The sequence below is a fragment of the Micromonospora sp. NPDC047793 genome, assembly GCF_040642635.1.
In the GTDB taxonomy this organism is placed as follows: domain Bacteria; phylum Actinomycetota; class Actinomycetes; order Mycobacteriales; family Micromonosporaceae; genus Micromonospora.
On the sequence record NZ_JBEYSG010000027.1, the window covers coordinates 23892 to 50528 of the forward strand.

At 72.9% G+C, this 26637-nt stretch carries 22 protein-coding genes; 20 read left to right on the forward strand and 2 right to left on the reverse strand.

Going from position 1 to position 26637, the window contains the following annotated elements; all coding sequences use genetic code 11:
- Positions 1 to 49: 49 nt before the first annotated feature.
- A complete protein-coding gene (locus ABZ738_RS30885) occupies positions 50 to 643 on the forward strand; it encodes a helix-turn-helix domain-containing protein (protein WP_176093293.1) in 594 nt (197 codons plus the stop codon).
- A complete protein-coding gene (locus ABZ738_RS30890) occupies positions 640 to 1938 on the forward strand; it encodes an MFS transporter (RefSeq protein WP_357219138.1) in 1299 nt (432 codons plus the stop codon). The genes ABZ738_RS30885 and ABZ738_RS30890 overlap by 4 nt, the downstream gene beginning before the upstream one ends.
- On the opposite strand, the gene ABZ738_RS30895 is transcribed toward ABZ738_RS30890, so the two are convergent.
- The gene (locus ABZ738_RS30895) at positions 1845 to 2636 is read right to left on the reverse strand and encodes a GNAT family N-acetyltransferase (RefSeq protein ID WP_176093295.1); all 792 of its coding nucleotides are present in this window, start codon (positions 2634 to 2636) and stop codon (positions 1845 to 1847) included. The genes ABZ738_RS30890 and ABZ738_RS30895 overlap by 94 nt on opposite strands.
- Before the next feature lie 118 nt (positions 2637 to 2754).
- Between ABZ738_RS30895 and ABZ738_RS30900 the strand changes: the two genes are divergently transcribed.
- Complete coding sequence (locus tag ABZ738_RS30900; protein ID WP_176093296.1) at positions 2755 to 2964, forward strand: hypothetical protein; 210 nt, start codon at positions 2755 to 2757, stop codon at positions 2962 to 2964.
- Between the two features lie 23 nt (positions 2965 to 2987).
- Positions 2988 to 4526 carry a replication-associated recombination protein A gene (locus ABZ738_RS30905; RefSeq protein ID WP_131057797.1) on the forward strand — a complete coding sequence of 513 codons (1539 nt, stop codon included), beginning with the start codon at positions 2988 to 2990 and terminating at the stop codon, positions 4524 to 4526.
- A gap of 228 nt (positions 4527 to 4754) precedes the next feature.
- Here ABZ738_RS30905 and ABZ738_RS30910 read toward each other — a convergent pair whose 3' ends face one another.
- Positions 4755 to 4952, reverse strand: a complete 198-nt coding sequence (locus ABZ738_RS30910; protein WP_176093297.1) for a hypothetical protein — start codon at positions 4950 to 4952, stop codon at positions 4755 to 4757.
- Positions 4953 to 7795: 2843 nt separating this feature from the next.
- On the opposite strand from ABZ738_RS30910, the gene ABZ738_RS30915 reads away from it, so the two are divergent.
- The 16 genes from ABZ738_RS30915 (at position 7796) to ABZ738_RS30990 (ending at position 26625) form a co-directional block, all read left to right on the forward strand.
- Entirely contained in the window at positions 7796 to 8452 is a 657-nt protein-coding gene (locus ABZ738_RS30915; RefSeq protein ID WP_131055270.1) for a hypothetical protein, read from the forward strand.
- Between the two features lie 149 nt (positions 8453 to 8601).
- Complete coding sequence (locus ABZ738_RS30920) at positions 8602 to 9063, forward strand: DUF948 domain-containing protein (protein WP_131055269.1); 462 nt, start codon at positions 8602 to 8604, stop codon at positions 9061 to 9063.
- 20 nt (positions 9064 to 9083) lie between these two features.
- On the forward strand, positions 9084 to 9389 hold the full coding sequence (locus tag ABZ738_RS30925) for a hypothetical protein (RefSeq protein ID WP_131055267.1): 306 nt from the start codon (positions 9084 to 9086) through the stop codon (positions 9387 to 9389).
- On the forward strand, positions 9386 to 12064 hold the full coding sequence (alaS, locus tag ABZ738_RS30930) for an alanine--tRNA ligase (RefSeq protein WP_357219144.1): 2679 nt from the start codon (positions 9386 to 9388) through the stop codon (positions 12062 to 12064). Before ABZ738_RS30925 ends, alaS begins: the two co-directional genes overlap by 4 nt.
- Positions 12065 to 12137: 73 nt before the next feature.
- Positions 12138 to 12599 carry a Holliday junction resolvase RuvX gene (gene ruvX, locus ABZ738_RS30935; protein WP_357219147.1) on the forward strand — a complete coding sequence of 154 codons (462 nt, stop codon included), beginning with the start codon at positions 12138 to 12140 and terminating at the stop codon, positions 12597 to 12599.
- Positions 12596 to 13792: an endolytic transglycosylase MltG gene (mltG, locus tag ABZ738_RS30940; protein WP_357219150.1), complete on the forward strand. Its 1197-nt coding sequence runs from the start codon at positions 12596 to 12598 to the stop codon at positions 13790 to 13792. Before ruvX ends, mltG begins: the two co-directional genes overlap by 4 nt.
- Positions 13789 to 14628 carry a shikimate dehydrogenase gene (locus ABZ738_RS30945; RefSeq protein ID WP_357219153.1) on the forward strand — a complete coding sequence of 280 codons (840 nt, stop codon included), beginning with the start codon at positions 13789 to 13791 and terminating at the stop codon, positions 14626 to 14628. Before mltG ends, ABZ738_RS30945 begins: the two co-directional genes overlap by 4 nt.
- 207 nt (positions 14629 to 14835) lie before the next feature.
- Entirely contained in the window at positions 14836 to 15003 is a 168-nt protein-coding gene (locus ABZ738_RS30950; RefSeq protein ID WP_236145808.1) for a DUF397 domain-containing protein, read from the forward strand.
- Positions 15004 to 15389: 386 nt separating this feature from the next.
- Positions 15390 to 17099, forward strand: coding sequence for a glycosyl hydrolase (locus ABZ738_RS30955; protein ID WP_131054027.1), 1710 nt, complete (start codon positions 15390 to 15392; stop codon positions 17097 to 17099).
- 258 nt (positions 17100 to 17357) lie between these two features.
- Positions 17358 to 19265, forward strand: coding sequence for a hypothetical protein (locus ABZ738_RS30960; RefSeq protein ID WP_176095733.1), 1908 nt, complete (start codon positions 17358 to 17360; stop codon positions 19263 to 19265).
- A 93-nt stretch (positions 19266 to 19358) separates the two neighbouring features.
- Positions 19359 to 19901 (forward strand): acyltransferase, encoded by a 543-nt coding sequence (locus ABZ738_RS30965; protein WP_131054028.1) that lies wholly within the window; start codon positions 19359 to 19361, stop codon positions 19899 to 19901.
- A complete protein-coding gene (locus tag ABZ738_RS30970) occupies positions 19894 to 21519 on the forward strand; it encodes a lipopolysaccharide biosynthesis protein (protein WP_176093301.1) in 1626 nt (541 codons plus the stop codon). The genes ABZ738_RS30965 and ABZ738_RS30970 overlap by 8 nt, the downstream gene beginning before the upstream one ends.
- 115 nt (positions 21520 to 21634) lie before the next feature.
- On the forward strand, positions 21635 to 22876 hold the full coding sequence (locus tag ABZ738_RS30975) for an O-antigen ligase family protein (protein ID WP_236145809.1): 1242 nt from the start codon (positions 21635 to 21637) through the stop codon (positions 22874 to 22876).
- The gene (locus ABZ738_RS30980; RefSeq protein ID WP_131054030.1) at positions 22873 to 24456 is read left to right on the forward strand and encodes a lipopolysaccharide biosynthesis protein; all 1584 of its coding nucleotides are present in this window, start codon (positions 22873 to 22875) and stop codon (positions 24454 to 24456) included. Before ABZ738_RS30975 ends, ABZ738_RS30980 begins: the two co-directional genes overlap by 4 nt.
- Positions 24457 to 24463: 7 nt before the next feature.
- On the forward strand, positions 24464 to 25366 hold the full coding sequence (locus ABZ738_RS30985; RefSeq protein ID WP_131054031.1) for a sulfotransferase domain-containing protein: 903 nt from the start codon (positions 24464 to 24466) through the stop codon (positions 25364 to 25366).
- A complete protein-coding gene (locus ABZ738_RS30990) occupies positions 25363 to 26625 on the forward strand; it encodes a hypothetical protein (protein ID WP_176093302.1) in 1263 nt (420 codons plus the stop codon). Before ABZ738_RS30985 ends, ABZ738_RS30990 begins: the two co-directional genes overlap by 4 nt.
- The last annotated feature ends 12 nt before the right edge of the window (positions 26626 to 26637 follow it).

Here is a 26637-nt window from a genome sequence, read left to right on the forward strand (position 1 = left end):
CTATGCACAATACTTGTGCATAAGAACTGTGCACCGCTACGGTGTGGTCATGGGAGACGTGCAGAAGCCGGCACCGCGACGGGTGCGGATCGATCATCGGCAGGTCCGTGCGTTGGCGCACCCGCTGCGTAACCGGCTGCTCGGTGCGCTGCGGGTGAAGGGGGCGGCGACCGCCACCACCCTCGCCGAGCTGCTGGACACCAACACCGGCGCGACCAGTTACCACCTGCGCCAGTTGGCCGAGGTCGGGCTGGTCGTCGAGGAGACCGACCGCGGCGCCGGGCGGCAACGCTGGTGGCGGGCCGCGCACGACGTCACGAGCTTCGAGAGCACCGACTTCGACGACGATCCGGACGCGCGGGCCGCGATCGAGTGGATCCAGGCCGACCAGGTGCGCCTCTTCGTCGAGCACGCCGAGCGATGGTTCGCCGTACGCGACCAGTGGTCGCCGCAGTGGCGCGAAGCCTTCGGCATGAGCGACGTCTTCATGACCATCCCGGCGGCCCGGCTCAAGGAACTCCAGGCGGAGCTGTTGCAGATCCTCCAGCGCTACCACGCCGAGGCGGATCCCGATGCGCCCGGCGCCGAGCAGGTGCAGGTCGTCCTGGCCAGCCACCCGCTGCTGATGGGGGAGAAGCGGTGACGAGCGACCTGTCCGTGCTCCAGATCCGCCGTCGTTTCCTGATCCTGCACGGGCTCCGGTGGTTACCGGTCGGTCTGATGATCCCGGTGACCATCCTGCTGATGCAGGAGCGGGGCCTGACCCTGACCCAGATCGGCCTGGCCGTCGGCGCGCAGGGGGTGGTGGTGCTCGCCCTGGAGCTGCCGACCGGCGGGTTCGCCGACGCGCTGGGCAGCCGGCCGGTGCTGGTGGTGGCGAACGTGGTCGGCCTGGTGTCGCTGGCCCTGCTGGTGGTCGCCGACTCCTTCGCCCTGCTGGCCGCCGTCTGGGCGTTGCAGGGCGTGTTCCGAGCCCTGGACAGCGGGCCGTTGGAGTCCTGGTACGTCAACAGCACCCTCGCCGCCGACCCGGACGCCGCGTACGAGAAGGGGCTCGGTCAGGGTGGCGCGGTCCTCGGCCTGTCGATGGCGGCCGGTGCGCTGCTCAGCGGCGGGCTGGTGGCGCTGGGGCCGGTGGGTCCGGTCAGCGCGCTCACCACGCCGATCGTGATCGCGGTCCTGTTGCAGGCCGTCGCGCTGGTGGCGTTGCTGGCGCTGCTGGTGGAGCAGCGCCCGGCGGCGGGCGCGGGTGCGCTGCGGTCCTCGGTCCGCGCGGCGCCGCGGATGGTGGGCGAGGCGTTCGGCCTGCTGCGTCGGTCCCGGGTGCTGCTCGCGTTGGTCGCGGTCGAGCTGTTCTGGGGCTTCGGCATGATGACCTTCGAGGGCCTGCTGCCGGTGCGGCTGGCCGAGGTGGTGGGTGACCCGGACCGGGCCGCCGCCCTGCTCGGTCCGGCCAACACCGTGGCCTGGCTGGCGTCGGCCGGCGGTGCGGCGCTCACCCCGCTGCTGATCCGTCGGCTGGGGGCCGCACCCGGTGCCGCCCTGCTGCGGATCGTGCAGGGCGTCACGGTCGTCGGCATGGCCCTGCTGGCCGGTCCGGTCGGCGTGCTGATCGCGTTCATCGCCTGCTACGCCGTGCACGGCGCGTCCAATCCGCTGCACATGGGACTGCTGCACCGGCAGGTGGACGGTCCCTACCGCAACAGCGTGATCTCGGTGAACTCGATGGTGGCCATGCCGGCGGGAGCGTTGGGCGGGGCGGTGCTCGGCTTCGTCGGCGACCGGGCCGGGGTGGGCACGGCGATGCTGGTCGGCGCGGTGGTGCTGGCCGTGGCCGCGCCGCTCTACCTGCCGGCCTGGCGGGCTGCCCGCGCGTCCGCCGGGGCGTCCGCCGGTGCGGGGAGACGGACCGAGGTGAGCGGGAAGGCGCCGGTGTAGCCGAGCCGCCGGTACAACCGGATCGCGCCGGTGTTGTCCGGGTAGACGCCGAGCGCCACCATGTCGTACCGCCGGGACAACGCCCGGGTCATGCCGGCGGTCAGCGCCGCGCCCAGCCCCTGGTTGCGGTGTGTCGGGCAGACGACCAGCCCGGCGAGGAATCCGACCTCGTCCCGGGTCCGGTCGGCCCCGGCGGCGATCAACCGGTCGCCGTCGCGGATGCCGTACCAGTCGACGATCCGGGGATCGCCCGGCCGCGCCGTACTGGTGGGGAACGCCGCGTCGATCAGCGCGGTCAGCGCCGGATGGTCCGCCGCGTCCAGGCGGACCACGTGTTCCTCACCGGGCTGCGGCGGCGGCGCGCCGGTCGTCCAGAGAAAGTCCCAGTCCCGGTACGCCGCCACGACCGCACCGGCGCGGTCGGTGGCCGGATCCCGCCGGGGCAGGTGCACCCACTGGCCCGGGTCGAGCGTCCGCTCCTCGGCCAGCGCGGCGACCAGTGTGACAGCCGCGTCCGGCGGCCCCACGGCGGCGCAGACCGTCGACTGTGGCGACGACAGCAGCCAGCACACCGCCCCCTCGTGTCGCCAGCCGCGCACCGGGGCGTGGCGCGGCACCGTGTGCCGGAAGAAGGGGTGGTGGTCCACGGCGGTCAGGATCGCCTCCCGGCCCACCAGCGCCTCCGCAGGGATGATCACCGCAACAGCCTAGGTGGGGGCGCTGCGGGGCGGCTCGCATCCAGGGTGGAGATTGGCGAGCCGACCGATCGGGTACATCCCGCGCCGAACCTACTGGAACCCCCACCGGAGGAACGACATGCTCGCCATCGCCGCCGCTGCGGTCTTCGGCTTCGCCCTGTTGCTCGACCTGCTCGACACCGACCTCGGCGCACCGGACCTGTTCAACTGGAACACGCTCGTGCTGATCGGCCTGCTGCTGCTGGCCCTCTTCCTGGCCGGCGTCGGCCGGGGCGGCGGTGGCGGTGGCGGCCGCTGGTACCGGGGCCGCCGGCCGGGGCGCGGCTGACCGAGCCCGGTACTGTTCTCGTGATGGAGTCCGACGCCCTGTTCACCCTCAGTGAACCCACGGCAGCACCCGGTGCGCCGACGGGTTCCGGCGGCGTCGGCGGCTTCACTCCGGCCGGTCCGGACGCGCCGCTTCCGGTCCGGATGCGCCCGGCCACCCTGGACGAACTCGTCGGTCAGGACCACCTGCTCGCCCCGGGAGCGCCCCTGCGGCAACTCGTCGCCGGCAACGCGCCGATGTCGGTCATCCTCTGGGGCCCGCCGGGCAGCGGCAAGACGACCATCGCCCACCTGGTGGCCGCCGCCACCGACCGGCGGTTCGTGGCCATGTCGGCGCTCTCGGCCGGAGTCAAGGACGTCCGGGCCGTGATCGACACCGCCCGGCGGCAGCGGCGCACCGGTGGCCCGCCGACCGTCCTCTTCATCGACGAGGTGCACCGGTTCAGCAAGACCCAGCAGGACTCCCTGCTCGCCGCCGTCGAGGACCGTACGGTCACGCTGCTCGCCGCCACCACGGAGAACCCGTACTTCTCGGTCATCTCGCCACTGTTGTCGCGGTGCGTGCTGCTCACCCTTCAGCCTCTCGACGACGCGGCGGTCCGCGCGCTGCTGCGCCGGGCCCTGACCGACGAGCGTGGTCTGGGCGGCGCGCTCGTCTGCGAGCCCGAGGCGGAGGACCACCTGGTCCGGTTGGCCGGTGGGGACGTCCGCAAGGCGCTGACCGCGCTGGAGGCGGCAGCCGGGTCGGCGACCGCGCTGGGCGCCGGCCGGATCGACCTGGCCACCGCCGAGCGGGCGGTGGACACCGCAGCCGTGCGGTACGACCGGGCCGGTGACGCCCACTACGACGTGACCAGCGCGTTCATCAAGAGCATGCGCGGGTCGGACGTGGACGCCGCGTTGCACTGGCTGGCCCGGATGCTGGTCGCCGGTGAGGACGCCCGGTTCATCGCCCGACGGCTGGTCATCTTCGCCAGCGAGGACGTCGGCATGGCCGATCCCGGTGCGCTGAGCGTCGCCACCGCGGCCGCGCACGCCGTCGAGTACGTCGGCCTGCCAGAGGTCCAGCTCAACCTCGCCCAGGCGGTGATCCACCTGGCCACCGCCCCCAAGTCGAACTCGGCCACCGCCGCGATCGGCGCGGCGATCGCCGACGTCCGGGCCGGTCGGGGTGGCCCGGTCCCGCGCGGACTGCGTGACGGCCACTACGCCGGCGCCCGAGGGCTCGGCCACGGCATCGGGTACCGCTACCCGCACGACGACCAGCGGGGCGTGCTCACCCAGCAGTACGTGCCGGACGACCTGGTCGGCACCGACTACTACCAGCCGAGCCACCACGGTGCGGAACGATCGGTGGCCACGCGGCTGCCGCTGCTGCGCCGGATCGTCCGCGGGCTGCCCGCGCCCGCCCGCGTACCGGCGGAGAGCACGGGTGACCGGGCGGCGCCGACGGACCGGGCCGAGACGCCGCCGTCCGGAGTCGACGGCGGCCCGTCCACGGGCACGGACGCCCACGCGGCGGATGAGGTCGGCCGCAGCGCCGACGGGAAGGGTCAACAGTGAAATCGTCGGAGCGACCGGAGGACGGCCAGGAGGAGCGGCGTCCCAAGGGCCGCCGCTGGGGCCGGAGCAAACCCGAGGCCGCCCCGGAGGACCCGGGCCCCGGTGAGGACTTCGGCTGGATCGACGACCTGCGCTCGGCGAAGCAGCAGCGCGGCGAACTCGGCCCGGACGGGGTCGCCCCGCCTCCGGACGGCCCCGGCGCCCGCCCCGGCCCGCCGGCACCGCCGGTCACCGACCGTCCCGGCCAGGTACCTCCGGTCCGTCCGGGGCAGCCGCCCGCCGGACGCCCGGCGTCACCGGCCGGGTCCGTTCCGCCGCCGCCTCCCGGATCCGTCCCGCCACCTCCCGGAGCAGTCCCGCCGCCGCCCGGCGGCCGGGCCCCGATGCCGCCCGGACCCGGCGCACCGGATCCGTCCGCCGGTCCACCGGCTGCTCCGCCCCGCCGGCTCCCGACCGAGACACCACGCTCCCGTCCGGTCGACGGGCCGTGGCCTGGCGCACCGGCCCCCCGGCCGCCCGCCGGTCCGCCGCCTCACGCTGGTCCGCCCCCGGCTGGTCCGCCTCACGCCGGTCCGCCTCACGCTGGTCCGTCTCCGGCAGGTCCGCCTCACCCTGCTTCGCCCGCTAGCGGGCCCCGGCCGGCCGCCGCCGCGCCTCCGGCCTCCGGCCCCCGGCCACCCGCCGGACCTGGCGACCGGGCTCCAGGTCGGCCGCCGTTCGCTGCCGGTCCGTCGCCGACGGAACACGGCGACCGGGCCCCGGGTGGACCGCCGTTCGCGGCTGTCCCGCCGCCCGGCGGGCGGCGGGAAGCCGGCCCGACGGGCGAGCCGACCGGTGGCTGGTCGTCCGTCGAGGCGGGCGGTCCGCCCGGTTGGCGTGGGCGTCCCGGACCCGCCGAGCCGCCCTCGGGTGCGCCGGGCGGTCCCACCTCCGCGATGCCGACCGGCCCGGTCCCTGGCACGCCGACCGGCCCGGTCCCGGGTGTGCCGACCGGGCCCGAGTCCGGTGGACCGGCCGGCCCCGCCCCGCATCAGCCCGCTCCACGGCGGAACCCCTCCGGGCGGCCCAGCGGGATTCCGGCCAGCGCGCGCCGGACCGTCCCGCGCGGTCCCGCCCGGGGCACGCCGCCGGATCCGGGCGCTGGTCCGCGTACCGCTGACCGCACCGACCCCGACGTGACCGCCGGCGGCCGGAGCGGAGGCCTCGGTGGCCCCGCCGTCGCTGGTGGGCCCTCCGCCGAGCCGGCGGGAGGCCGCCGGGGTGGACGGCGCCGCGCCGCCGAGCCCGAGGAAGAGCAACCGATCGTCCCGCTGTCCGGCAACGCGCCGGAGATCCCCGGCGTGCCGTCCGGCGACCCGTCGGCGATTCCTGTCGCCCCGCCGGAGACCCGCACCGCTACTCCGGCAGGCACCGACAGTTCGTTCCGGGGCCGCCGCGCCGCGCTGGAGGAACCGGCGACGCCACCGGCCGCGCGCCGGACCGACGAGCAGACCGAGACATCGGTACGGGGCCGCCGCGCGGCCGACGTCCAGGAGACGCCGCCCCAGGGGCGGCGGGCCGCCGACGATTCCGGGCGCGCTCCCGCCCCGGGCGACACCGGCGAACGACCGTTCGCGGCCCGGCCGGCTGACACGGGTGGGCGTCCCTTCGCGTCGCGGTCCGGCGACACCGGTGAGCGGCCCTTCGCCTCGCGGCCCGCTGACACCGGTGAGCGTCCCTTCGTGTCCCGGCCGGGTGACACGGGTGAGCGTCCCTCGGCGTCGCGGCCGGGTGACACGGGTGAGCGTCCGTACGTGTCACGGCCCGGTGACACCGGTGAACGGCCGTACGCGGCCCGGCCGGGTGACGGTCGGGCCGGGCGTCCGGAACGGCCGGCCGACTGGCTGCGGCAGGCCGGGCGGGGACACCACACCGATCCGGCACTGCCGACGGTCAAGAGACGGCCCGGTACCCCGCCCGGCGGTCCGGCCGGGCACTCGGGCGGTACCCCGTCCGGCGGTACGGCGATGCTCGGTGGTCGTCGTGACCCGGACGGCCCCTCGCGCGCGATGCCGGACGACCAGACGGAACCGGGCGGGATCCCGGGCTGGCCCGCCGCAGCCATTCCCGGAGCCGGCAACGCCGCGCCGGTACGCCCCGGTGGTGCGCGCCCCGACGGACCGCCGACCGACGGGCCACCGGCCGAGCACGGCCGCCCCGACGCACCGCGCGCCGGTCGTGGTCGCCCCGACGGCACGTCGGTGGATCGTGGTCGCCCTGACCGAGCGCCGGTGGATCGTGGTCGGCCCGACGGGCCACCGGTCGGGCGGGGCCGGGCCGAACCACCCGGTGGAGCCGGACCGGCCGGGCCCGGGGCAGTCCCCGGCCGACCCGGACCCGAGGCGTCCACGGGCCGCGTCCGACCGATCGGTCACCCGGACGGCGGTCCGGGTGGGCCCCCGCGTGGCACCGCTCCGACGGACGGCATGCCCGCCGGGCCGCCGAGGGGCAGCGCACGCCCCGACGCCGGTCCTGCGGCGCGTGGACCGCTGTCCCCGGACGCCACCGCGGCGCGTGGACCGGTGTCGCCGGACGGCGGGCCGCCGCGTGGTGCCGTACCCCCCGACGCCGGCTCTGCGCCGCGCGGACCGGTGCCTCCGGACGCTGGGCCGCCGCGTGGCGCGACGGGCCCCGAGACGATGGCGGCAGGTCCCGGCGCGGGACCGGGCCGTCCCGGCGGCATGCCACCGGGACCCGCGCGCGGTGCCGCCCGGCCTGCTGGCCCGCCCCACCCGGAGGGGGGACCGCGCCGCCCCGACGGCGGTCCGGCACGCCCTGACGCGGGCCCCCGTCGCCCCGACGGCGGTCCGGCTCGCCCCGAGGGCGGTCAAGGTGGTGGGCCTGACGGTGGTCCGGGACGACCCGAGGGTGGCCACGGGCGTCCGGACGCCGGTCCGGTGTCCGGTGCTGCGCCCGGCCGTCCGTCGCCGCCCGCCGCAGGTCCCGGCGAACCGCCGGCCGCAGTGGCCCGCGCCACCGCGTCGGCCCCCCGCCCCGACGACCGGCCGGCCGGTCGGGCCACGCCGCCACAACGGGACCCGGCCCGCGAGCCGTCCGGTGCCGCACCGGTGCCCCCGCCGCCGCGTTCCGGGGAGGCGCCTGCGATGGCCCGGGCCGCCGCCGTGGTGCCCTCCGCCGACCCGACCGGGCCCCGGCCCGCACCGGATCCGGCGCTACGGCGACCCACCGACCCGGACGACGGGGACGGCGACCGGCCCGACGAGGAGGCACTGGAGGCCGACCCGGAGACGCGCCGTCAGGCCGGTGCCGGCCAGCGTCGCCGTACGCTGCTGCTGGCCCTGGTCGCCGTGCTCCTGCTCGGTGGTGTACCGGCCTTCTTCGGCGTGCAGGCGATGAACCGGGACCCGGTCTTCGTCTCGCTCGACGAGCTGGAGGTGCCGGAGTGGGCCGCGGCGCAGCCGGAGGACTTCACCAGCGGCAGTCGCTGGTGCCTGCTCGACTGTCGGCTGCGTGAGCGGACCGCCACCTCCGAGCGGTCGCCGGAGGAGACGGCCCAGGTGTACGAGGACGCGCTGAGCCGCGACGGCTGGCAGCCCTGGCAGCCCGCGTACTGCCCGGGGCAGGAGGAGAAGGGCAGCTACACCTGCTGGCGGCGCGACGAGTTGACGCTGGACCTGTGGGTCCGGGAGCCGACCTGCGTACCGCCGCCGGTGGACGGTGAGCCGGCGGTCGTGCCGTCGCCCGACCCGTCGACCGCAGCCGAGGAGTGCTCCGGTTCGTTGGTCTCGGTGAAGGTCCGCAATGCGATCGACGACGAGCGGACCAGGCCACAGCCGGACACGGATCCGTCACTGACCGGTGAGGATCCCTACCCGACGCTGACCGACGATCCGCTGGGCGAGTTGACGCCGTCACCACCGTCCTGAGCCGATTGTCATCACGGACGGTAGGGTCTGCATCTGGCGGCCCGCCCGCTGCCAGCAGGCGCGAGGCGGGCCACCGATGACGGCGTGGGCGAGAAGGTCGTACGTCTCGTGGGCCGTGGTGTCCCGGGACCGTGTTGAGGAGGACAGGCGTGGGCTTTTTGGAGGTCGCGGCGTTGATCGCGGCTATCGCGTTCGCGATGCTGGTGCTGATCCTGACGCTGCCCATCCTGCGGCTGCGGCACACCGTGGACGCGACCACCCAGATGATCAACGACCTCAACGACCGGACCGGGCCGTTGCTCGGTGACGTGAACACCACCGTGCGGAACGTCAACGTCACCCTCGAACAGGTGCAGACGTCGCTCGACGGGGTGAACCTCCAGCTCGCCAAGGTCGACACCATGACCAGTCACGCGCAGAACATCAGCGCCAACGTCGCCAACCTGGTCACCGTCGTCTCGGCCGCCGCCGCCAACCCGCTGGTCAAGGTGGCCGCCTTCGGCTACGGCGTGCGCAAGGCCGCCTCGGCCCGGCGCAGCGCCGAGACCGAGCGCGAGGTCCGCGACACCATCAAGTCCCAGCGGCGCGCCGCCCGGCGCGGCAACCGCTGACCGACGGCGGAGGTACGAGCATGAAGCGGCTGTTCTGGCTGGGCATCGGTCTGGCCGTCGGCGTGGTGGTGGTGCGCCAGGCGACCCGTGCCGCGCACGCCTACACCCCGGCGGGGATCGCCGACAACCTGTCACAATCCGCTGGCGGTCTCGTCGAGGAACTGCGTAGCTTCGTGGCGGACGTACGCGCCGGGATGGCCGAGCGGGAGCACGAGATCCACGAGGCGTTCGCCCAGGGCGAGGCGTTCGACGACCAGTTCGCCGACGTGCGCGACGAGCCGCGCATCGGTGACAGAGACATCTTTCCGGAGGAACCCCAGCGATGAAGACGGCGGAGATCAAGCGGCGGTATCTCGCCCACTTCGAGGCGAACGGCCACGCCGTGGTGCCGTCCGCTCCGCTGCCCGCCATCAACGACCCGAACCTGCTGTTCGTCAACGCCGGCATGGTGCAGTTCGTCCCGTACTTCCTCGGGCAGCAGACGCCGTCGTTCTCCCGGGCGGTGAGCGTGCAGAAGTGCATCCGCACGCCGGACATCGACGAGGTCGGCAAGACCAGCCGGCACGGCACGTTCTTCCAGATGAACGGCAACTTCTCCTTCGGCGACTACTTCAAGGACGGCGCGATCCCGTTCGCCTGGGACCTGGCCACGAAGCCGGTCGAGGCGGGCGGCTTCGGGCTGGACCCGGAGCGGGTCTGGGCGACGGTCTACCTGGACGACGACGAGGCGTACGACATCTGGCGGCGCGTCGGGGTGCCGGTCGAGCGGATCGTGCGCCGGGGCAAGAAGGACAACTTCTGGTCGATGGGCATTCCCGGCCCGGCCGGCCCCTGCTCCGAGCTGTACTACGACCGTGGGCCGGAGTACGGCGCCGAGGGCGGCCCCGAGGTCGACGAGGACCGGTACCTGGAGTTCTGGAACCTCGTCTTCATGCAGTACGAGATCGCGGACGTGCTCGACAAGGAGCAGTTCCGGATCGTCGGTGAGCTGCCGAAGAAGAACATCGACACCGGCATGGGCCTGGAGCGGATGGCCTCCATCCTGCAGGGCGTCGACAACCTGTACGAGATCGACGAGGTCCGGCCGATCCTGGACCGGGCCGCCGAGCTGACCGGCAAGCGGTACGGGACGCACTCCGGGCACGCGGCGAACCAGTCGCACCCCGACGACGTCCGGCTGCGGGTGGTCGCCGACCACGTGCGCACCGCGTTGATGCTGATCGGTGACGGGGTGACCCCGTCCAACGAGGGCCGTGGCTACGTGCTGCGGCGGATCATGCGCCGGGCGATCCGCGCGGTGCGACTGCTGGGCTGGCAGGAGCGGGCGCTGCCCGAGCTGCTGCCGGTGGCCCGGGACTGCATGGCCCCGTCGTACCCGGAGCTGGCCGCCGACTTCGACCGGATCTCCGCGTACGCGTACGCGGAGGAGGACGCGTTCCTGGCGACCCTGCGGGCGGGCACCACGATCCTGGACACCGCGATCAGCGAGACGAAGTCGGCGGGTAGGCCGGCGCTCTCCGGGGACAAGGCGTTCCAGCTGCACGACACGTACGGCTTCCCGATCGACCTCACCCTGGAGATCGCGGCCGAGCAGGGCCTCCACGTCGACCAGGAGGGCTTTCGGCGGCTGATGGCCGACCAGCGGTCCCGCGCCAAGGCCGACGCGCAGGCCCGCAAGACCGGGCACACCGACCTGTCGGCGTACCGGTCGGTGCTCGACGCCGGTGGTCCGGTGACCTTCACCGGTTACACCGAGGTCTCCCGCGAGTCGACGGTGCGGGCGGTGCTCGGCACCGACGGGCCGCGTGCGGCGGCGGTCGAGGGTGACCTGGTCGAGCTGGTCCTGGACACCACGCCGTTCTACGCCGAGGGCGGCGGGCAGCAGCCCGACGTCGGCATGATCACCGTGGGCGGTGGGCAGGTCGAGGTCCTCGACGTGCAGCAGCCGGTGCCGGGGCTGATCGTGCACCGGGCCCGGGTGCTCCGGGGCGAGGTGCGGGCCGGCGAGACCGGGTACGCCGAGATCGACTCCAGCCGTCGACGGGCCATCTCCCGGTCGCACACCGCGACCCACCTGGTGCACCAGACCATGCGTAACTTCCTCGGCGAGTCCGCCACCCAGGCCGGTTCGCTGAACGCCCCGGGTCGGCTGCGGTTCGACTTCAACACCGCGACCGGGGTGGCGCCGAGCGTGCTGCGGGACGTGGAGCAGCAGGTCAACGAGGTGCTCCTGGCGGACCTGGAGGTGCACGCCTTCGTCACCTCGCTGGAGGAGGCGCGGCGCATCGGCGCGATGGCGCTGTTCGGCGAGAAGTACGGCGACCAGGTCCGGGTGGTCGAGGTCGGTGACTACGCCCGCGAGCTGTGCGGCGGCACCCACGTGGCCCGCTCCGGCCAGCTCGGTCTGGTCAAGATCCTCTCGGAGTCGTCCATCGGATCCGGCGTCCGCCGGGTCGAGGCGCTGGTCGGCATGGACGCGTTCAACTTCCTGGCCCGCGAGCACCTGCTGGTGGCCCGGCTCGCCGAGCTGTACAGGGTCCCCTCCGAGCAGGTGGCGGACCGGGTCGAGCAGACCGTGACCCAGTTGCGCGACGCGGAGAAGGAGCTGGAGAAGCTGCGCGCCCAGCTCGTACTCGGCGGTGCGGCGGCCTTCGCCGCGCAGGCCCGGGACGTGCGCGGGGTGGCCTACGTCGGCATCGAGGCGCCCGAGGGGGCGGCCGGCAACGACGTCCGCACGTTGGCCCAGGAGATCCGGGGCCGGATCGACGCGGCCCGGCCGGGCGTGGTCGCGGTGGCGGCCCGCGCGAACGGCAAGGCGTCCCTGGTGGTGGCGGTGAACTCGGCCGCCCGCAGCCGTGGTGTCGCCGCGAACGATCTGGTCAAGGCGGCGTTCTCCGGGCGCGGCGGTGGTAGCCCGGACCTGGCCCAGGGGGGCGGCCTGCCCGAGTCGGAGGTCCCCAACCTCCTGCTCGCGGTGGAGAAGACGGTCGCCGAGGCGTGATTCCTCAGTACCTGACGGCAGGGCGGACCGACCCGGTCCGCCCTGCCGCCTATTCCGGGCGAGGTGACGAAGCGTGACCGGGTTGTCCCGCGGTGTGCGGTTGGGCGTGGACGTCGGACAGGTCCGGATCGGGGTCTCCCGGTCGGATCCGCACGGGGTTCTCGCCACCCCTCTGGTCACCCTCTCGCGGGATCAGAACCCCAGGTCAGACGCGATACCGACGGACCTCGTCCAGGTGGCCGCACTGGTCGCCGAACATGAGGCGGTCGAGGTGGTGGTGGGCCTACCGGTCAACCTGGCGGGTAAACACGGCCCCGCAGCGGAGCACGTGAAGGCGTACTCTCGACAACTGGCCGATGTGATAGCGCCTGTTCCGGTGACGCTGACTGACGAGAGGATGTCCACGGTCGTGGCCAGTCGTAGGCTTGCCGAGCGCGGTGTCCGGGGGAAGAAACAACGGGCGGTGGTCGACCAGGCCGCCGCGGTGGAGATTCTGCAGAGCTGGCTGGACGCGCAGCGGAGGCGGACCGAATGATGGACGATCTGGACCTCGGGTTCGACGAGCAGGACCGGGGGGACAAGGGCAAGCACCGGCGTGGCCGCAAGCGCGGCGGCCGGTCCGGTGGCGGCAAGGGCAAGACAGTGCTCGCCCTGCTGCTGGCGCTGGTGCTGCTCGGCGGCATCGGCGGCGGCGCCTTCTACGGCTTCGACCGGATCCAGAGCTACTTCGTCACACCGGACTTCGACGGCGACGGCACCGAGGACGTGACGATCCAGATCCCGCAGGGCGCGTTCCTCGCCGACATGGCCGTGGTGCTCCGCGACGCCGGCGTGATCAAGAGCACCAAGGCGTTCACCGAGGCGGCGCAGGAGAACTCCCGCAGCCGCAACATCCAGCCCGGCACGTACAAGCTGCGCAAGGAGATGAGCGGCGCGAACGCCCTGGCCGCGATGCTCGACCCGCAGAACCGGATCGTCAACGGGCTCACCATCCCCGAGGGGCGCACCGCAAAGAGCATCTTCAAGCTGCTCAGCGAGCAGACCGACATCCCGGTCAAGGAGTTCGAGGCCGCCGCGAAGGACCCGGAGAAGCTGGGCGTACCGGACTGGTGGTTCAAGCGGGAGGACGGCAAGAAGTCCGCCAAGTCCATCGAGGGCTTCCTCTTCCCGGACACCTACGAGATCCCGCCGAACGCCACCGCCGAGGCGATCCTGGGGCAGATGGTCGACCACTTCCTCTCCGTCACCGGGCAGATGAACTTCGCCGACCGGGTGCAGAAGGAACGCGGCGGGATCAGCCCGTACGAGGCGTTGATCGTGGCGTCGCTGGCCCAGGCCGAGGCCGGCACCAAGAAGGACCTCGGTCGGGTCGCCCGGGTCGCCTACAACCGGGTCTACTCGGGCACGTTCGACTGCAGCTGCCTGGAGATGGACGTCACGGTCAACTACTACTTCGAGTCGATCGGGCAGGAGGGCAAGACCTCCGGCCAGATGACGCGGAGCGACCTCGACAACCCGAAGAACCCGTACAACCGCAAGCTTCCGGGCATGGTCCCGACGCCGATCAACAACCCGGGCAAGGAAGCGCTGGAAGGCGCGATGGACCCGCCGGCCGGCGACTGGCTCTTCTTCGTGGCGATCGACAAGGAAGGCAACTCCGCCTTCACCAAGGACTACAGCCAGCACGAGCGCAACATCGAGAAGGCCAAGGAGAACGGCGTCCTGTGACGGTGGTGGCACGGCGGGCGGCAGTGCTGGGCAAGCCCATCGCCCACTCGCTCTCCCCGGTGATCCACAACGCCGGCTACGCCGCCGCCGGGCTCACCGGCTGGTCGTACACCCGGATCGAGTGCGCGGCGGCGGAGCTGCCGGACCTGGTCGCCGGGCTGGGCCCGGAGTGGGCCGGGCTGTCGGTGACGATGCCCGGCAAGGAGGCGGCACTGACCGTCGCCGCCGAGGTCTCGCCGGTCGCCGCCGCCGTCGGCGCGGCCAACACGCTGGTACGCCGCCCCGACGGCACCTGGTACGCGGACAACACCGATGTCACCGGCATGGTCGACGTGCTGACGTCCGCAGGCGTACGCGCGAGTGCGTCCGTCACGGTGCTGGGTGCCGGTGGCACGGCGCGGGCGGCGCTGGCGGCGGCGGCCCGACTCGGCGCGACCGGCGTGACCGTGGTGGCCCGCCGCCCGGTGGCCGTCGACGAGTTGGCGCCCGTGGCGACCGCGCTGGGCCTGACGCTGACCGCCGCTTCCTGGGCGGACGCGGCGGAGCTGACCGACGTCGACCTGCTGATCTCCACGGTGCCGAAGGGCGCCGCCGACGAGCTGGCCGATGTGGTGCGCTGGCGTCCCGGCACGGTGCTCTTCGACGCCATCTACGACCCGTGGCCCACCCCGCTGGCCGCCTCGGCCGCTGCCGCCGGCTGCCCGGTCGTCTCCGGCCTGGACCTGTTGCTGGCCCAGGCCGTAGGCCAGTTCGAGCAGTTCACCGGCGTTCCCGCCCCCCGGGCCGCGATGACCGCCGCGCTGACCGCCGCTCGGGTCGCTGCTCAGGTCGACTGACCGCCGTGCGGTCGGCTTGGCCGTCGCGCGCTTACCGCATCTCGGGTCGACTGACCGCCGCGCTGACCGCCGCCCGGGTCGCTGCTCGGGTCGACTGACCGCTCGATCCAGGATCGAGTGGCCTTCTTCTGCTCGGGAAGCCACTAAATCCTGGATCGAGTGCCTTCGCCGCCTGGGGTCGGGGCGTCCGGGGTGGGGCCGTCCGGGGTGGCGGCGTGGGGCTGCCCAGGCGAGGAACCGGGTGAAGAGGGTGGCCGGGTCGGGGCCGTCGTGCTGGTCCGCGACACCAAGGACCGGGACGGCGGCACCCTGCGGTTCGCGCCGGCCGCCTGGCAGTCGTTCGTCGCGCTGGCGAAGCAGGCCGCCCCGAACTGAGCCGCACGTGCGGCACCGAAGGCCCCCGACCACGTCGGGGGCCTTCGTCGTGCCCGTGCCGCTGAGTGCGCCCGTACCGCTGGGTCGCGGCATCGCCCGGCGCGGACTTGCGTATCGGTCGTCACTGGGGTAGATCATCGATCCCGGCCCGGATGCGACGCCGCTCGGCGCTGAGATGTGGTCCCCGCTGCGGCGCTGACCTGCGGATCGGCCGGTGCTGAGTCGCCAGACTGCCGGTACGCTGCCGCAGCTCCGACCGGGCGCGGTGTCGCAGCGTCGGCTTAGGCGAACTTTAAGACGCGCTTAGGTTCCCCGGTCATTCACACGCTCTGTTGTGTACGCCGATACGCTCCACAGCGTTATCGCCGAATTCACAAGGAGTCTGAGTGACCAGGCGCGGACTGCACCGCCTCATCCGGCATCAGGGCCCCCGGCGCAAGGCCGTGGTGCTCGGTGTCCTCGGCACCACGGTCGTACTCGGCATCGGCGCGACCATGGTGCCCCTGATCGCCGACGACGACCTCTCCATACCGGTGGTGTTCGACACCACCGCCACGAGCGTTCCGCAGGACGGCGACAACAGCGTCAAGACGACGTTGGCCACCTGCGCCGCCCCGTGTGACGGCAACCCCCGTGGGGACCGGCAGGCGGTCCTCGCCTTCTCGGTGACCTCACTTCCCGCGAACGCGACGAACATCCGGGCGACGTTGCGGGTGCACTCCTGGCAGGCGTTCGACGCGGCGGTGACCGCGCACGACTCCGGGCTCGACGCCCGGGCCGCCCGGCCGGCTCCCGGTCAGGTCGGTGCCGCCCTGGACGCGGTGTCCGGCGTCGGCAAGGGCTTCAACGAGTGGGACGTCTCCAAACTGGTGACCGGCAACGGCACCTGGACGGTGTCGCTGGCACAGGCCGGGCTGGGCAGCCGGATCTACTGGGCGTCGGGGGAGAACCGCAACCCGGACGTCCGTCCCCGCCTGGTGTTGCGCTACGACGCGGGTACACGTCCGGCACCCGCCCCGTCCAGCGTCTCGCCGACGCCCTCGGCCGCGTTGCCGACCCGTCCACCCGCCTCGCCGACCGTGTCGCCGAGCGTGAGCCCGAGCCCGGCCCGGCCCAGCCCGACGCCGACCAAGCCACCGGCGGACCCCGGTGCGTGCGGTCAGGTGTCGGCGAAGCTGGTGCCGTCCTGCGGTGCCTGGTGGGGGATGTACTCACCCTCCGGGGCGGGCAGCGGATGGGACCACGGTAAGGCGATCACCGACGTGGAGAAGCAGGTCGGGCGGACGTTCGACATCGTGCACCGCTACCACGACTTCTCCAACAGCGGCAGCAACGGTGCCTTCCCCGACGCGTACCAGCAGCAGCAGATGCGCGAGGGGCGGCTGATGTTCTTCGCCTGGGAGAGCCGGGTCTTCTCGTCCGGCACGGTGCTCACCTGGCGGGACGTCTACAGCGGCCGGTACGACCAGACGATCGACGACGTGGCCGGCCGGATCAAGGCGGCCGGGGTGCCGGTGTTCATGGGCTTCGACCACGAGCCGGAGGACGAGCCGGAGAAGGGCAGCGACGCCGAGTTCGTCCGTGCCTGGCGGTACGTGCACGACCGGTTCGCCGCGGCGCAGGTCCGTAACGCGGTGTGGGTCTGGACGATGATGGGCTGGTCCGGCCACTACAACCGGTACGCCGGCCTGTACCCGGGTGACGCCTACGTCGACTGGGTGGCCTGGGATCCGTACAACTTCCACGTCTGCAACGGCAGTACGACCTGGAAGAGCCCGAGCACCACGATCGGTTCGTTCTACCGCTGGTTGGACGACACCGGGATCGGCAAGGGCAAGCCCCGGATGCTGGCCGAGTTCGGCACGAACTTCGACAGCGCCGACCCGAACGCCAAGCGGCGGTGGTTCGAGGAATTCCCGGCGGCGCTGAAGGCGCATCCGAAAATCAAGGCGGCGATCTACTTCAACTCTCCGGGGATGACGAAGACGACGAACGTCTGCAACATGACAATGAACCAGGACCCCAGCGCGGTGGCCGGATTCGCCGCCGCCGGACGCGACAGTTACCTTCGGCAACCCACCGGAGGCAGCCGCTGACCTGAGGTAACCCGCGGGCGGTCCGGTGCCGAAGAGGTGCTGTCCGACATGCGACCGCCCGCGGTGTTGTCTGCAACTGGATGAACTGACCGCCCAATCGGCGGATGTCGCCTCCGGGGCGAACGGGAGAAGCTACGCAACGCACATTCCCGTCCACCCTGGAGGCGCAGCGTGCCCATAATCTCCTTCCCGTGGCGGAACACCCGCCGAAAGCGCGTACGGGCAGGGGCTGTCGCATTAGCAACCGTCGCGGCCGTCCTGGCCGTGCCCAGCGCGACATCCGCCGCCGTGGTGCCGGTTCCCGAACCGGCGACTCTGGTGTCCGCGAACCCCGCCGACGAGACCCCGCACGCGCGGGACGGTGAGGCCCGTGCCTTCGCACAGGTCGGCAACACGGTGTTCGTGGGAGGAAGCTTCACCCAGATCCGGCAGACCGTCAGTACGCCATGGATCACCCAGCGTTATCTCTTCGCCTACGACCGGACCACCGGGACGATCTCCACCGCCTTCCTGCCGGTGCTCGACGGGGCGGTCAACTCGCTCATCGCCGGTCCCGGCGGGACGCTGATCGTCGGCGGCGTCTTCAAGAACGTCAACGGGGTGGCCCGCCGCAACCTGGTGGCGCTCGACCCCTCCACCGGCATGATCATCGACAGCTGGGTGGGCCGGTCCGACGGTGGCACCGTGCGCGACCTGGTGCTGCACGGCAACTGGCTCTACGTGGCCGGCGCGTTCAACTGGCTCAACGGCACGGCGCACGCCGGGCTCGGGCGGCTGAACGCGACCACCGGTGCGATCGACCCGACCTTCAACATCAACACCTCGGTCGGTCGACACGACACGAGCATGTACGCGTGGGCCATCGACGTGTCGCCGGACGGCAACACGCTCGTGGTCGGCGGCAACTTCATGTTCGTCAACGACCTGCCGCGCAACCAGATCGCGCTGATCGACCTGACCGGTACGCCGAGCGTGATCGACTGGAGCAGCGAACGGTTCGTGGCGCCGTGCGCGGCACCCACCACCTTCGTGCACTACGTCCAGGATGTGCGTTTCGGTGGTGACGGCAGCTGGTTCGTCGTCGGCACCAACGGCGGCGCGGGCTGGCCGTCGGCGTACTGCGACGTGCTGGTGCGCTTCGAGACCGCCGCCCGGGGCAGCGGTCAGAACGCCACCTGGGCCAACTTCACGGGCAACGACACCATCACCTCGGTCGAGGTGGCCGACAACATCATCTACCTCGGCGGGCACTTCCGCTGGTTGAACAACCCGAACGCCAGCGACAAGGCGGGCAACGGCGCGATCGACCGGCTCGGCATCGGCGCGGTCAACTCGGCCACCGGCATGCCGGTGAACTGGAACCCGCGTCGCAGCGGCGGCTCGGCCCTGCCCTCGGGCGCCAGCTCGTGGGGCTCGACCGTGCCGGTCCTCTGGCGGGGTCCGGACGGCCTGTACTTCGGGCACAACTCCGACGGCATGGGCAACGAGTACCACGGCCGGCTGGGCATGTTCCCGGTCAGCGGTGGACGCACCATCACTCCGCGCAACCCTCCGACGGCCGCCAGCGGTCACCTCTACCTGAACGTCGGTAGCGGTTCGGTGGCGAAGGTGCCGTTCGACGGCAGCACCCTCGGCACCGCCACCACGGTGAGCCAGGCCAACTACACCGGTGCCGGGGCGACCTGGCGGGTGGACGACCGGATCTACTGGTCGCGGCTGGTCTCCGGTTCGCCGACCGGCAGTCGGATCGACATCTCGATGTTCAACGGCACCACCATCGGTGTGCCGTGGGAGGCGTCCGGCTACAACGACTGGTTCAACCCGGCGCAGCTGAACGGGGCGTTCTTCCTCGACGGGCGGCTCTACTACACCCGGACCGGGACGAACAACCTGTATTACCGGTTCTTCGAGATCGACGGCAACTACCTGGGTGCCACCGAGTTCACGGTGCCGACCACGGGCATCACCTGGTCGTCCGTACGCGGCATGGCCTGGGTGAACGGGAAGATCGTCTACGGGGCGACCGACGGGTCGCTGCGCAGCGTGCCCTTCGACCCGACCCTGGCCCCCGCTGCGGCGGCCACCGGTGCCGAGGCTACGGTGATCGCCACCGCTACCACGGAGCTCACCTGGTCGACGTCGTCGATGTTCTTCTCCGTGCAGTAGCGTTCACTGTTCGTAATGTAACCTCGGTAAATTGTTCACGTTGGGCCGGCGGCGGATCCACCGTCGCCGGCCCACGGAACGTGGGGAGGACCGTTGACCGGCATCCGGCGTGGATTCGTGGTGCGCATGGTCTTCGCGATCAAGCGTCGCTGGTACGCCCTGCGCTATCCGCGCCTGACCCTCGGGCGGGACGTCGAGATCCGGGGACGGATCCGGCTGCGGCGCGGGGTCCGCGTGACCATCGGTGACCGGACCAGGGTGAACAAGCTGGTCCGTTTCGCCGGTCCGGGCGAGGTGCGCGTCGGGGCCGACTGCCTGCTCAACGCGACATGGGTGGGCACGTGGACGTCGGTGACGATCGGGAATCGGTGCCTGTTGTCCGACTGCGAGTTGCTGGACAATGACTTCCACAACCTGCCACCGGCTCAGCGGCACGATCCGCCCACCCCGGCCACGCGTGCGCCCATCACGGTCGAGGACAACGTCTGGATCGGCGCGCACGCGCTGGTCATGAAGGGTGTACGGATCGGCCGGGACAGCGTGGTGGGGGCTGCGACCGTGGTGCGGACGGACGTGCCGCCCGGAGTCGTGGTCATCGGCAACCCACAACAAACGGTGAAGAAGTTCAATGACTGATGCCGCTCCGAGCCCCTGGGCCAACGACGGTGCGAACGCCGAGTCGTCGCCCCGCTCCGTCACCATCAGCGACGTGCTGCGCGTGCCGCTGCACCGGATCCGGCAGGTCGGCGCGGTCGCCGCGCTCGGGCTGCTGGCCGCCGCGGGCTACGCGTTCCTGGCCCCGTCGGCGGTGAGCGCAAACGCGGTGGTGGCGGTCCGTCCGGTGGTCACCGACGCGTTCACGCCCAGCGGCGCCAACGCCGACCGCGCGGTGAACATGAACGTGGAGAGCCGCATCGCCACCGGCACCGAGGTGGTCGGGAAGCTGGCCGACGAGTTCGGCTCGGACCAGCGTTCGGTCCGCGACGCCCTCGAGGTCGAGGTGCCCACCGGTGGGCAGATCCTGCGCTTCGTCTACCAGGCCCGCAGCGCCGACGACGCGGTGCTCGGTGCCAACCTCGCCGCGGAGAGCTACCTGAACGTCCGGCGGGCCATGTACGAGCGGCAGCGCGAGGAGATGCTCCGCTCGTACGACGAGAGCATCGAGAAGGTCGCCACCCAGCAGGCGGCGGCGCAGCGACGGGTGAACAACTCCCGGGACACCGCCGCCAGCAACGTGGCCGTCGCCGAGCTGAGCGCGATCAACAACCAGCTCACCCAGCTCAACTCCGCCCGCACCGAGATCGCCGCCGTCGACGTGAACCCGGGGTGGGTCACCCAGTCCGCCGAGCGGGCGCTGACCTCGGCGGCCGGCAACGCACCCATGCTGATGGCCGCCGGGCTGCTCGGTGGTGCCCTGATCGGTCTGGTGCTCGCGTTCGCCTGGGAGTCCTTCGACCGGCGGGTGCGGACCGTCGTCGACGCCAAGGACAACACCGGCCTGCCGCTGCTGGGCACCATCCGGTACACCGGCCTGCGCGGGCGGGCCGTCGACGCGGACGTGCGCTACGTCGCGATGGCCATCGCCGAGCGGGTACGCCATCCGGCCCGGGTCGCCGTGGTCACCGCCCGGGAGGACGCCAGCGCGATCACCGCCGGGCTGGCCGTGGCGCTGGCGGTGGCCGGTCGCGAGGTGTTCGTCGCCGACGACAGCGGCCGGATCGACCGGCTGCGCGCCGCCGTGCAGGCCGACCGGGACCGGCTGCCGCCCAGCATCGACCCGAGCCGGCCCACCGTGCCCAAGCCGCGCACCGCACCGGCCCGGCCGGTCAGCATGGAGGGGCCGGACGACTCGCCCACCGAGATCATCCGCCGTCCCTCGCCGCACCCGCCGGGTGCGCGTCCCTCGACCGACCCGGAGGCGACGATCACGATTCCCCGGGTCACCTCCGCCAAGGCCAGCGTCACTCCGGTCGTCAACGGTCAGGTGAGCACCGGTGACCAGGTGACCGTGGGCGCCGGCAGTGTCCGGTTCGGCACCTGGCGTCAGGGTGCGGACCAGCGTCTGGTGCTCTACAACGCCCCGCCGGCCGAGGCCGACGAGCGGGGTGTGGCCGTGGCCCGGCAGGGCACCGCGGTGGTGGTGGTCGAGCGGGACCGGACCCGGCAGACCGATTTGCGTCGGCTCGCCGAGCGACTGCGGGCGGCCGGGGTGAATCCGCTCGGCTTCGTGCTCTCGCGCAGCGGCCGAGGCTGAGGCGGTGCCGGTGATCCAGGCACCGCCGGCCACCGAGCCGGCGCCGCCGGCAGCCGCCGACACCCCGTCGGTCCTCGCCCCGCCACCACGGCTGCCGCTGTGGCCGCTGATCGCCATGTTCGGGCTGGTGCCGATCTGGTGGCTGGCCGGTTTCTTCTATCTCGGCTGGCCGCTGCTGGGCGCGTTGCTGTTCGTGCTGCTGGTCACCCGAGGGCGGGTGCCGTTGCCGCCGGCCACCGGGATCTGGCTGCTGTTCCTGGCCATCGTGCTGGTCAGCGTCACCCAGTTGCAGTCGCCGGTGTCGTTGCTGACCTTCGCCCTGCGGCTGGGCTTCTACCTCACCGCGGTGGTGGTCGGCGTCTACGTCTACGCGGTCGCCCGGGAACGCCCCGACCAGACCGCCGTCCTGGTGCCGCTCTGCGCGTTCTGGTTCGGGCTGGTCGTGCTGGGCTGGCTGGGTGTGATGGTGCCGAGGTTCGAGATGACCACGCCGGTCGAGGTGCTGCTGCCGGGCGGGGTGTCCGGCACCCCGTTCATCAACGACATGGTGCACCTGGCCACCGCCGAGTACAGCGCCCGGTCGTTGAACCCGATCTTCCGGCCGGCGGCACCCTTCGCGTACACCAACAACTACGGCAGCGCGTACGCGATCACGCTGCCCTGCGTGGTCGCCTTCACGATGCTGCGCCGACGGGGGCTGCTGCGCTGGGCGCTGCTCGCCTCGCTGCCGCTGTCGCTGGTGCCGGCCTTCCTCACGCTCAACCGCGCGATGTTCCTCAGCCTCGGCGCCGGCCTGGCCGTGCTCGGCCTGCGCGCCGCGTTGCGCGGCAACGTCCGGGTGGCGGCCTCGATCGTCGGCGTGGTGCTGGTCGGTGGCCTGGTCACGCTCTTCATCCCGGTGACCGAGTTGATCGGGAACCGGGTCGAGTCCAGCGACACCAACACCGACCGGTTCTCGCTCTACTCGGAGGTGTTGCGCCGGGTGGGCGACTCACCGTGGCTGGGCTACGGCGCCCCGGTGAACGTCGACACCGTCTCCGCCGACGCGCCGATCGGCACCCAGGGCCAGCTCTGGATGGTGCTGTTCAGTCACGGCGTACCCGCGCTGCTCTGCTTCCTCGCCTGGTTCGTCGTCGCCGCGTTCGTCTGTGCCCGCGCCACCTCGGCAGCCGGGCAGTGGCTCTCCATCGTCCCGGTGGTCTGCCTGGTGCAGGTGCCGTTCTACGGGATGGCCAACCAGAACCTCGCCGTCGCCTTCTTCGCGGTCGGCTTCGCGATGGCGCTCACCGAACGGGAGGTGCACCGCGCGGACAGGCGGTCCCGACCACGACCACGACCGGCGGTGCGACCGACATGACCGTCACCACCAGTTCCCCGGCCGGGGACCGGCCCGCCGGAACGGATCCGGGCCGGGACGACGGCGCGACCGAGACCCGGCGCAGCGTCCGCAGCGGTGTCGCCGGGCTGGTCGGCGCCGCCACCAGTGGCCTGTTCGGTTTCGTGCTGGCGGTCGTCATCACCCGGGGGTACGGCACGACCGGGTCCGGCGCGTTCTTCGCCGCGATCGGCGTGGTGACCGTCGCCGCCGCGGTCTGCACCCTGGGCGCGGAGACCGGGCTGATGTGGGCACTGCCCCGGCGCCGGGCCGGGGCGAGTGGCGACGCCGCCCGGGTGCTGCCGGTGGCCCTGGTGCCGCCGCTGCTGTTCGCGGTGCTGATCGCGATCGGTGGTGCGTTGCTCGCCGGTCCGCTGGCCGGGCGGCTGCTCGGGCCGGAGGGGGAGTCGCTGCTGGTGGTCACGTTCGTCGCGGTGCCGGTGGTGGTCGCGATGAACCTGCTGCTGGCCGTGGTGCGGTGCGTGCGCCCGATCCGCTCGTACGTGGCGGTGCAGTTCCTGCTGCTGCCGGTGGCCCGACCGGCGCTGGTCGGCATGGCGTTGCTGGTCGGCGGCGGGCTGGTCGCCGGCATGACGGGCTGGCTGGTGCCGGCCGCCGTCGGGTTGCTGGTCTGTCTGATGATGGTCGCCCGGCCGCTGGGCGTGGGTCGCGGCGTCCGGCTGCGTCCGGAGCCCACGGACTGGTCCACGTTCTGGCGGTTCGCGCTGCCTCGGGCCGCCTCCGCCGCGATCGACGCCGGCAGCATGTGGGTCGGCGTCCTGCTCACCTCGGCCCTGGCCACCCAGGCCGACGCCGGTGTCTTCGGCGCGGTCGGCCGGTACGTCCTCGCCGGGCAGTTGGCGATGCAGGGCCTGCGGGTGGCGGTCTCGCCGCAGTTGTCGCGGTTGCTCGGGCGTGGCGAGCGGGTCGCCGCGGCGGCCGTGCACCGGCAGTTGACCACCTGGGGGCTGGTGCTGTCCTGGCCGGTCTACCTGCTGCTCGCCGTGTTCGGACCGGCCTTCCTGGCGCTGTTCGGTCCCGAGTTCACCGCCGGTGCCGCCGCGTTGACCGTGCTCGCCCTGGCGATGCTGATCAACACCGGTGTCGGCAACGTGCAGAGCCTGCTGCTGATGGGTGGGCGCAGCGGCCTGCACCTGGCCGGCGCGCTGGCCGGACTGGTGGTCACCGTCGGTCTCGGCCTGGTGCTGATCCCCGCGTACGGCGCCACCGGCGCGGCCCTGGCCTGGGCGGCCGGCATCGCGACCGAGAACCTCACGGCGGTCACCTGCGCCCGGCTGGTGGTACGCCAGCCGTTGGTCGACGCGGGGATGCTGCGGGCGGCGGCGGCCACCGTCGGCGGCGTCGGGCTGGCCTCGGTCGCCGGCCTGGTGGTGGGCGGTCGGGGCATTCCCGGCCTCCTGGTAGCGGTGGCCGTGTTGGCCGCCGGCTGCGTCGGCTTGTTGACGTTACCCCGGGTGCGACGCGGCATCCGGGCGACCATGGTGCAGATTCGGGGCGGGTCGCCGCAGGGCACCCCGCCCCCGCCGTCGAAGGGCAGGTGAGGTCGTCGTGTCGTCCATCCGGGACCGGGTGAAGCAACTGGTGCCGACCCAGGTGACGAATCGGGTGCGGGAGAGCCTCGTCGACTACGGGGTCCGCACCAGCGACCGGCGTCCGCTGCCGGACTTCCTCATCATCGGGACCAAGCGGGGCGGGACCACCTCGCTGTGGAACTACCTCATCCAGCATCCGCTGGTGCCCCGGCTCTTCCCGGCCTGGAACACGAAGTCCTCGCACTACTTCGAGGAGCACTGGGGTCGCGGCGAGGCGTGGTACCGCTCGCACTTCCCGACCCTGCGCCAGCGGGAGGCGCTGGAGAGCCGTCACGGCGGCCCGGTCCGCGTCGGCGAGGCGGCACCGCTGTACATGTTCCATCCGCTGGCCGCCGAGCGGGTCGCCGCGCTGATGCCGACGGTGAAGCTGATCGTGCTGCTGCGGGACCCGGTCGAGCGGGCGTACTCGCACTGGAAGGAGCGGCGGACCAACGGCGTGGAGCCGCTGGACTTCGCCGCCGCGTTGGCCGCCGAGCCGGAGCGTACGGCGGGGGAGCGGGAGCGGTTGATCGCCGAGCCGGAGTACTTCAGCGAGCCGTACGACTGGCACACCTACCGGGCCCGGGGCCGCTACCTGGAGCACCTGGAGCCGTGGCTGGACCGGTTCGACCGTTCGCAGCTGCTCTTCCTGCCCAGCGAGGACCTGTACGGCGACGCACGGGCCACCTACCGCCGGACCCTGGACTTCCTCGGCCTGCCCGCTTTCGACCTGCCGGACTTCAAGGTCTACAACGACCGGCGGTCGGCACCGCTGGAGGCGGACCTGCGTGCCGAGTTGACCGAGTACTACCGCCCGCACAACGAGGCGCTGCGGCAGCGGCTGGGGCTGTCGCTCGACTGGCCGGACCGGGTCGCGTGACCACAGCGGCCACCGCGACGGCCGACCCCCGCTCGCGTGACGACGGCCTGGGCTGGGTCACCCGGGCGGTCTTCGGCGACGAGCGGATCGCCCTCTCGGTGGACGCCGGGCCGCCCGCCGGGCACACCGTGGTGGCCCGGTACGCGGTCGTCCCGTCGATCGCCCGGGCCCGGTTCCTGCTGCCGCTGGGTGCGCCCCGGGTGACCGCGGCGGCGCTGCTGGCGTACAACGCGTTGCGGCCGGCGAAGGTGCGGGCGGTGCGGGCCGCGCTCGGTGCGGCGGCCCGGGTCGGCATCGTCGACCGGGCCTCGTTCCCGGTGCTCACCGTCGCGGTGCCGACCGGGCTGGACCCGGCCGAGGCGCTGCTGGCCGCCCGGGTCGCCGCCGCGCTCGGCGACGAGCCGCTGTACGCGGCGTGCGGGGTCCGCCCACCGGATCCGAACCACAAGCCGACCCTGCAACTGTTCGACCGCACCGGTGCGCCCCGTGGCTACGCGAAGATCGGCTGGAACGACGCCACCCGCGCACTGGTCACCACCGAGGCGGCGGCGTTGCGGGAAGTGGCCGCCTCGGCCGGGGTGGGCGGGCATCCGGGCACCCCCCGGCTGCTCACCGAGCTGAGCTTCGCCGGGCAGGTGGTGGCGGTGGTCGAGCCGCTGCCGGCGCGGATCCGGGGCGTACCGGTCGACGGGCCGCCGGAGGTCGCGGCGCTGCTCGCGGTGGCCCGCCGGGGTGGGCCGGCGACCGCGTCCCGGCCGCTGGCCGGTTCGGCGTTCCTGGCCCGGCTGGCCGAGCAGGCGCAGCGGTCCGCCGCGGCCGAGGGGGTCGGTGACCGTGCGGTGACCGCAGTCGCCGCACTGGCCCACCGGTACGGCGACGTGGACGTGGAGTTCGGCCACTGGCACGGCGACTGGGTGCCGTGGAACCTCGGTCGGCACGACGGTGACCTCGTCGCCTGGGACTGGGAGCACAGCGGGCCGGAGGTGCCGGTCGGATTCGACCTGGCCCACGACGCGTTCCAGCGGTCGGTGGTGCTGCGCGGCGAACCGGCCGCCCACGCCGCCGGGCAGGTCGACGCCGGGCTGGCCCGGCACGGTGCCGCCCTCGGGTTGGATCCGGCCCGGCAGCGGCTGGTCGCCGACGCCTACCTGGTGGAGATGTGGTTGCGTACCTGGCGGCTCGCGGACGCCGGGGCGGGGTGGAATCCGGCACTGCATCCCGCGTTGCTGGACGTCATCGAGAAACGACATAGCGGCTGATCCATCCGCAGC